Raw genomic sequence first — 13,900 nt, forward strand, 5'->3', positions numbered from 1 at the left:
GGACGGGCCCGGCACCGGAATCCGGTGCCGGGCCCGTTGGCGTAGCTGTTCGTAATCAGCCGTAGGTGTAGAAGCCCGAGCCGGTCTTCCGCCCCAGCCGGCCCGCCTCCACCATGCGCTGGAGCAGCGGGGGAGCGGCGTACAGCGGCTCCTTGTACTCGGCGTACATCGAGTTGGCGATGGAGACGATGGTGTCCAGGCCGATCAGGTCGGACAGCTTCAGCGGGCCCATCGGGTGGGCGCAGCCCATCTCCATGCCGTTGTCGATGTCCTCGCGGCTCGCGATGCCCGACTCGAACATCCGGATCGCGGACAGCAGGTACGGCACGAGCAGCGCGTTCACCACGAAGCCGGAGCGGTCCTGGGCGCGGATGGCGTGCTTGCCGAGCACCTTCTCGGCGAAGACCTGGGCGCGGCTGAGCGTGCCCTCGGAGGTGGTGAGCGCCGGGATCAGCTCGACCAGCTTCTGCACCGGGGCCGGGTTGAAGAAGTGGACGCCGACGACGTGGTCCGGGCGGGAGGTGGCGACCGCCAGCTTCACCAGCGGGATCGAGGAGGTGTTGGAGGCCAGGATCGCGTCCGGCCGGGTCACCACCTGGTCGAGGACCTGGAAGATCTCGGTCTTGACCTGCTCGTTCTCGACGACGGCCTCGATCACCAGGTCACGGTCGGCGAACTCGCCGAGGTCGGTGGTGAAGCTCAGCCGCGCCTGCGTGGCGTCCCGCTCCTCCTCGGAGATCTTGCCGCGCTCGGCGGCCTTGGCCAGGGAGTTGTACAGCCGGGTACGGCCGATCTCCAGGGCCTCGCCGGTGGTCTCGGCGACCTTCACGTCCAGTCCCGCGCGGGCGCACACCTCGGCGATGCCCGCGCCCATCTGGCCGCAGCCCACGACTCCGACGCGCTCGATGTCGGTCACATCGTTCCCTTCGCTGAGTTCTCCGGCTCGCTGGCAGACCTCCGGGTTCGGCGCCTGCTCCGATCGTGCACGTTACCGCCAAGTATCGATGATCGATCGCCGGGGTGGGGGATCCTCCCTCGCGAAGCGATCCGTGACGGAGCGGATCCCGAGCGTACGGGGGTGTGCCGATGGGGCGCATGACGCGGCGGACCTTGGCCCTGGGCGCGCTGTCCGCGCTGGCCACGGTACCGGCCGTGCCGACGCGGAGCGCGCCGGTCCCGGGCCGGGCCGGGCCCGCTCCCGCGCCGCACCCCACCGGCCGCGCCCCGCGTGCCGCCGGCCGGATGCGGGGCGTCTGGATCGCCACCGTCGCCAACCGGGACTGGCCCTCGCGGACCGGCCTCCCGGCGAGCGCGCAGCGCGAGGAGCTGATCACCCACCTCGACCGCGCGGTCCGCGACCGGCTCAACACCGTGATCCTCCAGGTGCGGCCCACGGCCGACGCGCTGTGGCCGTCGCCGTACGAACCCTGGTCCGAGTACCTCACCGGTACCCAGGGCGGGGACCCCGGCTGGGACCCGCTCGGCACGGCCGTGAAGGAGGCGCACGCCCGGGGCCTGGAACTGCACGCCTGGTTCAATCCCTACCGGATCGCCCAGCACACCGACCTCGGCCGGCTGACCGCCTCGCACCCCGCGCGCAGGCATCCCGACTGGGTGGTGCCCTACGACGGCCGGCTCCACTACAACCCCGGCCTGCCCGAGGTCCGCGCCTTCGTGCGGCAGGCGATCCTCGACGCGGTCGCCCGCTACCCGGTCGACGCCGTCCACTTCGACGACTACTTCTACCCCTATCCGGTCGACGGGGAGACCTTCGACGACGACGACGCCTACGACCGCCACGGCGGCGCGTTCTCCTCCCGGGCCGCCTGGCGCCGGAACAACATCGACGCGCTCGTGCGCGAGACGGCCGCCGGCGTCAAGCGGGTCCGGCCCGGCACCCGGTTCGGCATCAGCCCCTTCGGGGTGTGGCGCAACGCGTCGACCGATCCGCGCGGCTCCGACACCGAGGCGGGCGTGGAGACGTACGACGACCTGTACGCCGACACCCGCACCTGGGTCCGCAACCACTGGATCGACTACGTCGTCCCGCAGCTCTACTGGCACATCGGGGACCCCGCCGCCGACTACGCCCGGCTCCTGGAGTGGTGGGCGGCGGCCGCCGAGGGCACCGGCACCCGGCTGTACATCGGCGAGGCCCTGTACCGGGCGGGCGCCGACGGGGAGTCGTCGGCCTGGCGGGACCCGGTGGAACTGTCCCGGCATCTGACCCTCGCCGCCCGGTACCCGCAGGTGCACGGGCACGTGTTCTTCGCCGCGGCGGACGTGGCCGCCGATCCGATCGGGGCGATGGCACGGGTGGTCGCCGACCACTATCCCGGGCCGGCGGAACCACCGCGCTGACTAATGCTGTTGCTCGTCCCTGTGCTTGACCTGGCAGTCGGGTCCGGGGGACATGATCGCCTCGTGCCCGTCCTCGAAACGGACGCGGTAGGGCGGGTTGCCCTCCTGCCCGAGCACTTCTACGACTTCCGAGACGTGGTCGTGCTGACCCACCACCCTGCCGTGCTGGACCAGCTTGTCGCCCTTGGATGCGCGCATCTACAGGCCCTCCTCACGATCACGACCGCTGAGTGACGGCGATGCACACGAGCACCGCGAGGGCGGTCAGGGGAGCGGCCACCGTGAAGTGCTCGCCCAGCAGCAGCGCCGACCACACCAGTGTGAGCAGGGGCTGAGCCAACTGCAACTGGCTGGCCCGGGGTATGCCGATCGCCGCCATGCCCCGGTACCAGACGACCAGCCCGAGGAACTGCGAACCGAGCGCCACCCAGACCAGGCCGGCCACGCCGTGCACGCCCAGCCGCACCGGCTCGTACGACAGCGCCAGCGCCGCGGCCGGCACGGTCAGCGGCAGGCACAGCACCAGCGCCCAGCCGATGACCTGCCAGCCCGGCATGACCCGGGCCAGCCGGCCGCCCTCGGTGTACCCGGCCGCGCACACCAGCAGCGCCCCGAAGAGGTAGCCGTCGGCCGTGGTGAGCGCGCCGCCGCTCTGGCCGACGGTGAAGGCGAGGACGGCCGACGCGCCCGCCACGGCCGCCAGCCAGAACCGGCGGGAGGGCCCGGCGCCGGTGCGCAGGGCCGAGAACACGGCGGTGGTCAGCGGCAGCAGGCCCACCACGACGGCCGCGTGGGCGGTGGTGGACGTCTGCAGCGCGAGCGTGGTCAGCATCGGGAAGCCGAGCACCACTCCGGCGGCGACCACCGAGAGCCCGGCGAGGTGCCGCCGCGCCGGGAGCCGAACGCGCAGAGCGAGCAGACAGCCGCCGGCGACGAGTGCGGCGAGGACGCCGCGCACCGCCACCAGCGACCACGGGCCGAAGCTCTCCAGGCCCCAGGCGGTCGCGGGGAAGGTCAGGGAGAAGGCGACCACGCCGAGGGCGGCCTGGACGGTGCCGAGTCCCCGGGACTCCCCGGGGGCGCCGACTGCTATCGGACTCGTGGTAGTAGCGCTACTCTGTACTCTCATGCACGAGCGTAGCAGTGTGGGCGAACTGACGGAACAGCTGAGGAGGGAGCTTGACCGCTACTCTCCTGGTGGAAAGCTGCCGTCGAGTCGGGCGCTGGTCGAACGGTTCCGGGTGAGCCCCGTGACCGTCTCCCGGGCGCTCGCCCGGCTCGCCGCCGAGGGCCTGGTCGTCACCCGGCCCGGCGCGGGCGCGTTCCGGGCCCGGCCGCACCGCGGCGAGACCCCCGCCGGGGACACCTCCTGGCAGGAGGTCGCGCTGAGCGCCGACGGCGCCGCGGACCTCGTACCGCGCACCGTGGACGCCTCCGGCGTCACGGTCTCGCTCGCCGCGCCGCCCCCCGGGGTCCTGGAGCTCAGCGGCGGCTATCTGCACCCCTCGCTCCAGCCCGAGCGCGCCATGGCGGCGGCCCTCGCCCGGGCCGGCCGGCGGCCCGGCGCCTGGGGAAGACCGCCGCTGGAGGGGCTGCCGGAGCTGCGGGAGTGGTTCGCGCGCGGGATCGGCGGCGCCGTCACCGCGGCCGAGGTGCTGATCGCCGCCGGCGGCCAGGCCGCGCTGGCCACCGCCCTGCGCGCGCTCGCCCCGCCCGGCGCCCCGGTGCTCGTGGAGTCGCCCACCTACCCGGGCATGCTGGCCCTCGCCCGCGCGGCCGGACTGCGGCCCGTGCCGGTACCCGTCGACCCCGACGGGGTGCGCCCGGACCTGCTCGCGGACGCCTTCCACGCCACCGGTGCCCGCGTCTTCGTCTGCCAGCCGCTGTTCCAGAACCCCACCGGCGCGGTGCTGGCTCCCACCCGGCGCACCGAGGTGCTGCGCATCGCCCGCGAGGCCGGCGCGTTCGTCGTCGAGGACGACTACGTCCGCCGGCTCGTGCACGCCGACGCCGCCCCGCTGCCCCGCCCGCTGGCCGCCGACGACCCGGACGGCGTCGTCGTCCACGTCGGCTCGCTGACCAAGGCGACCTCGCCCAGCTTCCGGGTCAGCGCCCTGGCCGCGCACGGGCCGGTGCTGGAACGGCTGCGCGCCATCCAGGTCGTGGACAGCTTCTTCGTCCCCCGGCCGCTGCAGGAGGCCGCCCTGGAACTCGTCGGCTCCCCGGCCTGGTCCCGCCACCTGCGGGCGCTGTCGGCCGAGCTGAAGACCCGCCGTGACGCCATGACCGGCGCGCTCGCCCGGCAGCTGCCGGACCTGGCCCTGCCGCACATCCCGTCCGGCGGCTACCACCTGTGGGTGCGCCTGCCCGACGGCTCCGTCGGCTCCGGAGCGGAGGCCGCGCTGACCGCGGCGGCCCTGCGCGCCGGCGTCGCGGTCACCCCGGGCCGCCCCTACTTCAGCGCCGAACCCCCCGCCGCCCACCTCCGCCTGAGCTTCGCGGCGGTCGCCGGCACCGGGGAGATCGCGGAGGGGGTGCGACGACTGCGGGCGGCGTACGACGAGACCGTGCGAAATCCGCTCGTCACCGAGCAGCCGGGCCTGTGAGGATCACCGTATGAGCGATGCACCCGCCCTTCCCGAGGGGTACGAGTTCTCCGCCGACTCCGACCGGGTCGACGTGGAGCGCGTGCACGGCTGGCTGTCGTCCGACGCGTACTGGGCGGTCGGCCGCCCGCGGGAGAAACACGAGCGGGCGATGGCGTCCTCGCTGAACTTCGGGGCGTACGACACGTCCTCGGGGGAGCAGGTGGCGTACGCGCGCGTAGTCACCGACCAGGCGCTCTTCGCCTGGCTCGCCGACGTGTACGTCGACCCCTCGGTGCGCGGCAAGGGCCTCGGCACGGCGTTCGTCGCCCGCGTCCGCGCGCACCTGGAGCCGCTCGGCCTGCGCCGGCTGCTGCTGGCGACGCAGGACGCGCACGGGGTCTACGAGAAACTGGGCTTCCGGCCGCTGGACCGTCCCGAGCTGTACATGGTGCACACCTTCGGGCGGACGGCCGACGCCTGACCACGCGCCCTCTCTTGACCTGCTGCGCGCCGGGGCCCACCATCACCGCATGCCACTGAGGGTGACGTTCGTCGCCGCCGCGCGCGGTGCCGCGCTGCTCGCGGAGCGCTTCGAGGACGACCGGCCGCTGGACCAGGGCGGCTGGGACGAGGTGCAGCGTGTCGCCGGGGACCTGCTGCCGCTGGCCGCGGCCGAGCTGCGCTACTGCTCCCCGACGCCGCGCAGCCGTGCCACCGGCGACGCCCTGGGCTACGCGCCGCTGGTCCAGCTCGCTTTGCGGGACTGCGACATGGGCCGCTGGCGGGGGCTGACGCTGGGCGAGGCGATGGCCCGGGAGCCGGACGCGGTGGACGCCTGGCTCGCCGACCCGCGGTCCACCCCGCACGGCGGCGAGTCGCTGCTGGCGTTCATCTCCCGCGTCGGCGGCTGGCTGGACACCCGGCCGGCCGACGACGGCGGCCGGATCGTCGCCGTGGCCGAGCCGTCCGTGATCCGGGCGGCCCTGGTCTACGCGCTGAAGGCGCCCCCCTCGTCCTACTGGAACATCGACGTCCGCCCGCTGTCCACGACGACGGTCACGGGCCGTGCCGGCCGCTGGAACCTCCGCTTCGACGGGGTCCCGGCTCAGGCCTCCCGCGGGTAGCGGGCCGCTTCCTCGCGCACGTAGTCGGTGGTGAGGACGAGGTCCTTCGCCGGTCCGCCGACCCGCCAGACGGTGCGCCAGTGGTCGGCGTCCCGGACGGTGAACTCGCCGCGGTAGAGGTCGGCCGCGCAGGGGTGCCCGGCGACGTACCGGCCCGTGGTCAGGTCCAGCTCGTGGAAGGGGCGCCCGTCCGCGAACCGCACGTCGGCCCGGCCGGGACCGTCTCCCGGCAGGAAGCGCAGAGTCCGGGTGGCGGGCCGGGCCACCCCCCGCCAGGTGAAGGTGCCGGACTCCTCGTGCAGCAGCCCGCCGCCGTCCAGCGCGGTGAAGACGGTCGTCCCCGTGAAGTGCCCCGTGTCCCCGCCCGCCAGATCCAACACGTCGCGTTCGACGCGCCACCGACCGGCCAGGTGGGCCAGCACGTCGGGCACCGGCCAGAACTCACGCATGTCCCGGAGCTTACGCGGCCACCGGCGCCGCCGGGCGCGGGGTGCCGGTGGCCCACGTTGCCGCGCTCGGCCGCCGTCGGGCAGGCCGTGGACGGCGACAGGGCCACGCCGGGTGTCCGGCACGGGCCGCTGTCCGAGGAGCGGCGGCCCGTGCCCGGCGAGGACCTTCCCCTCCCGGCCCGCCGGTCACACCCCGAAGTACTTCTGCGCCGCCCGGACGCCGTCCACCAGCGCGTCCACCTCCTCCAGGGTGTTGTAGACGTAGAAGCTCGCCCGGGTCGTCGCCGGGATGCCGTAGCGGCGGACGACCGGGCGGGCGCAGTGGTGGCCGACGCGGACGGCGACGCCCCGCTCGTCCAGCACCTGGCCGACGTCGTGCGGGTGGACGCCGTCGACCGTGAAGGAGACGGCCGAGCCGCGGTCGGTGAGGTCCGCGGGGCCGACCACCCGGACCCCGGGCACCTCGGCGAGCAGATGGAGGGCGCGGGCGGTCAGCGTGTCCTCGTGCGCGGCCACCTCGGCCATGCCCAGCCGCTCCAGGTACTCCACCGCCGCCGCGAGCCCCACCGCCTGCGCGGTCATCGGCACGCCCGCCTCGAAGCGCTGCGGCGGCGGCAGGAAGGTGGTGCGGTCCATCTCCACGATCTCGATCATCGAGCCGCCGGTCAGGAAAGGCGGCAGCCCGGCGAGGAGTCCGGCGCGGCCCCACAGCACACCCACGCCGTTCGGGCCGAGCATCTTGTGCCCGGAGAAGGCGAGGAAGTCCGCGCCCAGCCCACCCACGTCGACCGGGCGGTGCGGGACGGACTGGGCGCCGTCCACGACCACGAGGGTGCCGTGCGCGTGCGCGCGGTCGGCGAGGGCGCGCACGGGGTTGATGGTGCCGAGGACGTTGGACTGGTGGGTGAGGGCGAGCACCTTGGTGCGCTCGTCCAGCAGCTCGTCCGCCCGGGACAGGTCGAGGCGGCCGTCGTCGGTGAGGCCGAACCAGTCGAGCGTGGCGCCGGTCCGCTCGGCGAGTTGCTGCCAGGGGACCAGGTTGGCGTGGTGCTCCATCTCGGTCACCACGATCCGGTCGCCGGGGCCGAGCCGGCCGGCGTTGCCCAGCGCGTAGGCGACCAGGTTGATGCCCTCGGTGGTGTTCTTGGTGAAGACCACCTCGTCGTCGGCCGCGCCGATGAACCGGGCGACGCTGTGCCGGGCCTGCTCGTACGCCTCCGTCGCCTCGCCCGCCAGCTGGTGCGCCCCGCGGTGCACGGCCGCGTTGTGCGTGAGGTAGAAGTCCCGCTCGGCGTCCAGCACCTGGAGGGGTTTCTGGGTGGTCGCCCCGGAGTCCAGGTAGACGAGCGGCGCGCCGCTCGCCACCGTCCGCCGAAGGATCGGGAAGTCCTCGCGCAGTGCGTCCACGTCGAAGCCCACGACGCTCACCTCTCACGGTTTCGTACTCGATTCACCGTGAGACACGCTAAGTCCTCCTCACGCCGAACCGCAAGGATTACCATGAGAGCCGTGCATCACGAGGCCCCCGTCCACCTGCGCCAGCTCCCCGTCCCCGGCGAGGACGAGTACGCCGCGCTGGCGCTGGTCAACACGCGGTTCACGGTCAGCCACGGTCAGGTCGACCTGCTCGACGACACCGAGGCCGCCCACCTGTGGCTGGTCCGGCACGCGCTCCTGCCCGACCGGGTGAGCCTGAACGGCAGGCAGTCCGGCCGGCTGCGGGCCCTGCGCGAGGCGCTGCGGGCCCTGTTCGCCGCCCGGGCCGCCGGGACGCGGCCGCCCGCCGACGCCCTCGACACCCTCAACGCCACCCTCGCCGCCGCCCCCGCCACGCCCCGGCTGGCCTGGACCGCCGACGGCCCCCGCCGCGCCGACGTCCCCGACACCGGCAACCCGGCCGCCGCCGCGCTGTCCCAGCTCGCCGAGGACGCCACCGACCTGCTCACCGGCGCCGACGCGGACCTGCTCACCGAGTGCGCCGCCCAGGGGTGCGCCCGCTGGTTCCTGCGCTCCCACGGCGCCCGCCGCTGGTGCACCACCAAGTGCGGCAACCGGGTCCGGGCGGCCCGGGCCTACGCGGCCCGCAAGGCCGGTTCACCCTGAGAACACCCGCCGGAAAGCGAATGTTTTCCGGCCGGTCACTGAATTCACCCGGTGTTTCCCGTGTTCGGAAAAGGCCGCCCCATTTTCCGGAGAGCGGGCAACCATCCGGAATCCCGCTCCGTCTAAGTCGGCGAATCGATGGGGCACACATTCCGTGAGGACCGCCGACAATGCACCGCAATACCCCGCCCGGCGAAAGCGGCACCGCGCACGGGAACCCGCAGCGGCACCCGGACAGGAACAGGGCGTGAAAGCGGCCTCCCGGCCGCGGCAGGCCGCCGCCCTGCTCGCCGCCGCCGTCACGGTCACCGCCTTCTGCGCCGGTGACGTGCTGGCGCGCAGCTATCCCTTCGGCCCCCGCACCCGCAGCGTCAACGACCTCGGCAACCAGTACGTGCCCTTCCACGCCCACCTGTGGGACCTGCTGCACGGCAGGGGCCACGGCGGCCTCCTCGTCAACTGGCAGTCCGGCTACGGAGCCGCCTTCCTGCCCGACCTCGGCACCTACCTCGGCAGCCCCTACGCCCTGCTCGTCGCCCTCTTCCCACGCGACGAGATCGACCTCGCCGTCTACGCCGTCACCGTGCTGAAGACCGCCTCCGCCGCCGCGGCCATGGCCTGGCTGCTGCTCACCCTGCGCCCCGGCCGCTGGTGGGCGGCGGGCCTGCTCGGCACCTCGTACGCGCTGTGCGGCTGGAGCACGGCCGACGCCTCCTACAACCCGATGTGGCTCGACGGCCTGATCGCCCTGCCGCTGCTGTGCCTGGTCGGCGAGTGGGCGCTCACCGGACGCAGGCGCCTGACCGGCGTCCTGGTCGTCGCCCTCGCCTGGACCGCCAACTTCTACACCGCCTACATGGCCACCCTCGGCGCCGCCCTCGTCCTGCTGCTGCGCCTGGTGCTCACGCGCCCGCCGCGCCGGCAGGCCCTCGCCACCGCCGGCCGCGCCGCCCTCACCACCGCACTCGGCATGGGCCTCGCCGCCCCGCTGGTCACGGTCGTCTACTTCGGCACACGGCACGCCTACCCCGGCCGCGTACGCCGGTTCGCCCCCGTGCCCACCGAGGACGTGGCCGCCCGGCTGCTGCCCGCCACCTACGGCTTCGGCTCCCCGGCCCTCTACGTCGGCGTCACCGCCCTGCTCCTCGCGCTCGCCCTGCCCTTCCACCGCGCGGTCCCGGTCCGGGTGCGCGCCGGCTGGACGGCGTCGGTGCTCCTGGTGGCCCTCTCCCTCCAGTGGGGCCCCACCCACCTGCTGTGGCACGCCTTCGCCACCCCGCAGGGCAGCGCCTACCGGCAGGCGTTCGTGCTGTGCGGCCTGCTGGTCGTCGCCGCCTGGCACGCCGTGGCGTACGGCCTGCCCGACCGGCGCGCCCTCGGCGCGGCGGCCGCCCTGCTCGTGCTGATCACCGCCGTCGCGAGCCGCAGCACCCTGGTGCGGCCGTACACCTGGCCGGTGCTGCTGCTCGCCCTGGCGGGCGCCGTCGGCGGCCTGGTCCTGCTGGGCCGCGCCGGACACCGCACCCGGCTCGCCGGGCTGGCCGTCGTCCTCCTCCTGGGCGCCCAGGTGGGCGAGACGGCCGCCACCTCGGCCGTGGCCACCCGGCTGCGCCTCGGCCACCTCGACGACTACGAACCCTGGGGCGAACGGCAGCGGACGCAGGCGGCGGCGGTCGCCGGGGCCGACGACTGGCCGCGGTACCGCACCGACCCCGGCCGCGAGCAGACCGTCGGCAACGACCCGCTGCTGGTGGGCGGCGAGGGCGCCCAGTACTACAGCAGCCTCACCTCGGACGTCCTCAGCCGCACCCTCACCGCCCTCGGCGACGGCTGGACCTCGCGCGGCCGCAACCTGCAGAGCCTGGACAACGCCGTCACGGACGTCGTCTTCTCCGTCGGCGCCCGGGTGCACTCCCCGCCCGACCCGCACCAGAAGTACCTGTCCCCGTACGCCGGGCCGGTGACCGTCACCCGCCGGGACGTACCGCCGCTGGTCACGGTCCGGGCCGCGCCCGACAGGACACCGTTCGGACCGTCGCCGTACCGCAACCAGGAACTGCTGCTGGGCAGCCGCGTCTACACCGTGTCCCGCGTCACCGTGCGCGACGACGGCGGGCGGCCGGTGCCGTCCCGCCGGGTCGGCACCGGCAACGCCCTGGTCCGGCCGGTGATCACCGCCCGGTGCCCGGCCGGCACCCAGGTCCACCTGTGGGCCCCGGACTTCTCCGGCACCGCGCGGCTCGCCGGCGCCGGGGAGCCCGCCCGGTTCCGGTCCCAGTTCCCGCGCACCCGCGCCGCCATGGAGCCGCTCGGCACCGCCCCCGCCTCGGGTCCGCTGCGGATCGAGCTGCGGCCGGACCGGCCCGGACGCATCCCGTCCGCCGCCGTCGGCTGCCTGGACCCGGCCCGGCTGGCCGCGGCAGCCGCCCGCCTGAAGGCGGCCGGCGCCACCGACGTGACCGTCTCCGGTGCCACGGTACGGGCCCGGCTGCGCGCCGGCAGCAAGGGCGTCGCGGTCGTCGCGGCACCCCGGATCGCCGGCTGGCGCTGCGCCACCGGCGACGGCCCCGAGCGGCCCGCCGGGGCCTTCCACGGTCTGATCGCCGTGCCCCTCGACGGCACCGCCACCAGCCTGACCTGCACCTTCCACCCACCCGGCCTCCGGCTGGGCACGGCCGTGGGCGCCGCCTCGCTGCTGACGCTCGTCGTGCTCACCGCCCTCACCGCCGTCCGCCGCCGGCGCGCCCCGGCGCCGCCCACGACCACATCGCCGCGTGAGCGCCTGACCGCCGCTCACTGACCGCGCCCAGGGGGGACCCCGCATGCTGATATCGATCGTCGCGCCCTGCTACAACGAGGAGGACGTCCTCGCCCGCTTCCACGAGGAGGTCCAGAAGGTCGCCGAGGAACTGCTGCCCCTGGGCCACGACATGGAGTTCGTCTACGTCGACGACGGCAGCCGGGACCGGACGCTCGCGGTCCTCAGGTCGCTCGCGGACCTCGACTCCCGGGTGCGCTACGTCTCCCTCAGCCGCAACTTCGGCAAGGAGGCGGCCCTGCTCGCGGGCCTGCGGCACGCCTCGGGCGACTCGGTGATCGTCATGGACGCCGACCTCCAGCACCCGCCGGCGCTGATCAGGCGCATGGTCGAGCTGCGCGAACAGGGCCACGACCAGGTCATCGCCAAACGCACCCGCACCGGTGACCGGTTCACCCGGACCCTCACCGCCCGGCTGTACTACCGGCTCGTCAACCGCCTGGTCGACGTCGAACTCGTCGACGGGGTGGGGGACTTCCGGCTGCTGTCGCGCCGGGTGGTGGACGCGGTGCTGGCGCTCACCGAGTACAACCGGTTCTCCAAGGGCCTGTTCGCCTGGGTGGGCTTCCCGAGCACCACCTTCGAGTACCGGAACGCCGCGCGCCAGGCCGGCCGCAGTTCCTGGAACCTGCGCGGCCTGCTCAACTACGGCCTCGACGGCCTGCTGTCCTTCAACAACCGCCCGCTGCGCGCCGCGCTCTGGCTCGGTGTGGGCCTGCTGCTGTGCGCGGGCCTCTACACCGCCTGGATCGTGGGCGCCGCGCTCGTGCACGGCGTCCAGACTCCCGGCTATGTGACCATCATCACGGCCGTCACCGCCCTCGCGGGCGTCCAGATGGTCATGCTGGGAGTCATCGGGGAGTACACGGGCCGCATCTACTACGAGGTGAAGGGGCGCCCGCACTTCCTGGTGAAGGCGACCAACGTGGAACGGACGAAGGATCTCATCCCCTGATGCGGCAGATTCTGACCTTCGCGGCGGTCGGCGTCGTGAACACGGCGGCCTACTACTGTCTTTACCTGTCGTTCCTGACCGTCTTTCCTTATCTGGCCGCGCACATCCTGGCCTTTCTGCTCAGCATGGTCGGGTCCTTTTTCCTGAACGCGCGCTTCACCTACCGGACCCGGCCCACCTGGCGGAAATTCCTGCTGTTCCCGCTGACGAACGTGACGAATTTCCTGGTCACCACGGCGGGCGTCTACGTCGTCGTCGACCTGCTGCACGCCGGCAGCCGCTTCGCCCCGCTGCTCGCCTCCGCCGCGGCGATCCCGGTCACCTTCCTCGTCTCGCGCCGGGTGATGGTGCGCGGAACGATTGCATAAACGTGCAGCGATACGTATAGTCATGCCATCCAGGAGGAGGATGGACATGGCGGTACGTGCGGCGGTGGCCGGGGCGAGCGGATACGCGGGCGGAGAGGTCCTACGCCTGCTCCTCGCGCACCCCGGGATCGAGATCGGTGCCCTGACCGGGAACTCCAACGCCGGACAGCGGCTCGGCGCGCTCCAGCCGCATCTGCTGCCGCTGGCCGACCGCGTGCTGGCCGAGACCACCGCCGAGGCCCTCGCCGGGCACGACGTGGTTTTCCTCGCGCTGCCGCACGGCCAGTCCGCCGCCGTCGCCGAGCAGCTCGGACCCGACGTCCTCGTGATCGACATGGGCGCCGACTTCCGGCTGCAGGACCCGGCCGACTGGGAGCGCTTCTACGGCACCCCGCACGCCGGCACCTGGCCCTACGGCCTCCCCGAACTCCCCGGCGCCCGCGCCCGGCTCACGGGGTCCAAGCGCATCGCGGTGCCCGGTTGCTACCCGACCGCCGTCTCCCTCGCCCTGTACCCGGCCTACGCGGCCGGACTCGCCGGACCCGAAGCGGTGATCGTCGCCGCGTCCGGCACCTCCGGCGCGGGCAAGGCCCCCAAGCCGCACCTGCTCGGCAGCGAGGTCATGGGCTCCATGTCCCCCTACGGTGTCGGCGGCGGCCACCGGCACACCCCCGAGATGATCCAGAACCTCAGCGGGGTGGCCGGGGAGACCGTGAAGGTCTCCTTCACCCCCACCCTCGCCCCGATGCCGCGCGGGATCCTGGCCACGTGCAGCGCGTCCGCCGCCGAGGGGGTCACGGCCGACGCGGTGCGCGCCGCCTACGAGAAGGCCTACGCCGACGAGCCCTTCGTCCACCTGCTCCCCGAGGGCCAGTGGCCCGCCACGGCGTCCGTCCACGGTTCCAACGCCGTTCAGGTGCAGGTCGCGTACGACGCCGCCGTGGGCCGCATCATCGCGATCAGCGCCATCGACAACCTGACCAAGGGCACCGCGGGCGGTGCCGTCCAGAGCATGAACATCGCCCTGGGTCTCGACGAGACCACCGGGCTTTCCACGATCGGAGTCGCACCGTGAGCGACGTACGTGCAGCCGCCGGGCCGCAGACGACGACGATGGCCGCACCGCCGCGCTGC

General features: G+C 73.9%; 14 protein-coding genes. 9 read left to right on the forward strand and 5 right to left on the reverse strand.

The features are described 5' to 3' along the window. Positions 1-55 precede the first annotated feature (55 nt). A complete protein-coding gene (locus LG395_RS23580) occupies positions 56-916 on the reverse strand; it encodes a 3-hydroxybutyryl-CoA dehydrogenase (RefSeq protein ID WP_171158003.1) in 861 nt (286 codons plus the stop codon). A 170-nt stretch (positions 917-1,086) separates the two neighbouring features. Between LG395_RS23580 and LG395_RS23585 the strand changes: the two genes are divergently transcribed. Beyond that, complete coding sequence (locus tag LG395_RS23585; RefSeq protein WP_372463462.1) at positions 1,087-2,361, forward strand: glycoside hydrolase family 10-like protein; 1,275 nt, start codon at positions 1,087-1,089, stop codon at positions 2,359-2,361. Here the strand turns inward: LG395_RS23585 and LG395_RS23590 are convergent, their stop codons facing one another. Together LG395_RS23590 and LG395_RS23595 are read right to left on the reverse strand one after the other, a co-directional pair. Beyond that, positions 2,362-2,559 (reverse strand): DUF1918 domain-containing protein, encoded by a 198-nt coding sequence (locus tag LG395_RS23590; RefSeq protein WP_171158007.1) that lies wholly within the window; start codon positions 2,557-2,559, stop codon positions 2,362-2,364. It lies immediately after the preceding gene. A 19-nt stretch (positions 2,560-2,578) separates the two neighbouring features. Beyond that, positions 2,579-3,490, reverse strand: coding sequence for a DMT family transporter (locus LG395_RS23595; RefSeq protein ID WP_225811112.1), 912 nt, complete (start codon positions 3,488-3,490; stop codon positions 2,579-2,581). Here LG395_RS23595 and LG395_RS23600 point away from each other — a divergent pair. From LG395_RS23600 to LG395_RS23610, 3 genes are read left to right on the forward strand one after another with little or no spacing between them, the layout of a single operon-like run. Next, complete coding sequence (locus tag LG395_RS23600; RefSeq protein ID WP_171158011.1) at positions 3,489-4,967, forward strand: aminotransferase-like domain-containing protein; 1,479 nt, start codon at positions 3,489-3,491, stop codon at positions 4,965-4,967. The two genes, LG395_RS23595 and LG395_RS23600, sit on opposite strands and share 2 nt — an antisense overlap. Before the next feature lie 10 nt (positions 4,968-4,977). Continuing rightward, positions 4,978-5,430, forward strand: coding sequence for a GNAT family N-acetyltransferase (locus tag LG395_RS23605; RefSeq protein ID WP_225811113.1), 453 nt, complete (start codon positions 4,978-4,980; stop codon positions 5,428-5,430). Between the two features lie 49 nt (positions 5,431-5,479). Next, positions 5,480-6,073 (forward strand): histidine phosphatase family protein, encoded by a 594-nt coding sequence (locus tag LG395_RS23610; protein ID WP_171158015.1) that lies wholly within the window; start codon positions 5,480-5,482, stop codon positions 6,071-6,073. On the opposite strand, the gene LG395_RS23615 is transcribed toward LG395_RS23610, so the two are convergent. Then, on the reverse strand, positions 6,055-6,522 hold the full coding sequence (locus LG395_RS23615; RefSeq protein WP_225811114.1) for a DUF6314 family protein: 468 nt from the start codon (positions 6,520-6,522) through the stop codon (positions 6,055-6,057). The two genes, LG395_RS23610 and LG395_RS23615, sit on opposite strands and share 19 nt — an antisense overlap. 186 nt (positions 6,523-6,708) lie before the next feature. After that, on the reverse strand, positions 6,709-7,941 hold the full coding sequence (locus LG395_RS23620; protein ID WP_225811115.1) for a cysteine desulfurase: 1,233 nt from the start codon (positions 7,939-7,941) through the stop codon (positions 6,709-6,711). A gap of 81 nt (positions 7,942-8,022) precedes the next feature. Here LG395_RS23620 and LG395_RS23625 point away from each other — a divergent pair, with 81 nt between their 5' ends. The 5 genes from LG395_RS23625 (at position 8,023) to argC (ending at position 13,841) form a co-directional block, all read left to right on the forward strand. Further along, a complete protein-coding gene (locus tag LG395_RS23625; protein ID WP_225811116.1) occupies positions 8,023-8,625 on the forward strand; it encodes an ABATE domain-containing protein in 603 nt (200 codons plus the stop codon). Between the two features lie 247 nt (positions 8,626-8,872). Next, a complete protein-coding gene (locus LG395_RS23630; protein ID WP_225811117.1) occupies positions 8,873-11,425 on the forward strand; it encodes a YfhO family protein in 2,553 nt (850 codons plus the stop codon). A 22-nt stretch (positions 11,426-11,447) separates the two neighbouring features. After that, positions 11,448-12,398 carry a glycosyltransferase family 2 protein gene (locus LG395_RS23635; RefSeq protein ID WP_225811118.1) on the forward strand — a complete coding sequence of 317 codons (951 nt, stop codon included), beginning with the start codon at positions 11,448-11,450 and terminating at the stop codon, positions 12,396-12,398. After that, on the forward strand, positions 12,398-12,766 hold the full coding sequence (locus LG395_RS23640; protein WP_171158026.1) for a GtrA family protein: 369 nt from the start codon (positions 12,398-12,400) through the stop codon (positions 12,764-12,766). The genes LG395_RS23635 and LG395_RS23640 overlap by 1 nt, the downstream gene beginning before the upstream one ends. Before the next feature lie 46 nt (positions 12,767-12,812). After that, positions 12,813-13,841 (forward strand): N-acetyl-gamma-glutamyl-phosphate reductase, encoded by a 1,029-nt coding sequence (gene argC, locus LG395_RS23645; RefSeq protein WP_171158028.1) that lies wholly within the window; start codon positions 12,813-12,815, stop codon positions 13,839-13,841. The last annotated feature ends 59 nt before the right edge of the window (positions 13,842-13,900 follow it).

This window comes from Streptomyces spinosus, assembly GCF_020400655.1.
Taxonomy (GTDB): domain Bacteria; phylum Actinomycetota; class Actinomycetes; order Streptomycetales; family Streptomycetaceae; genus Streptomyces; species Streptomyces argyrophylli.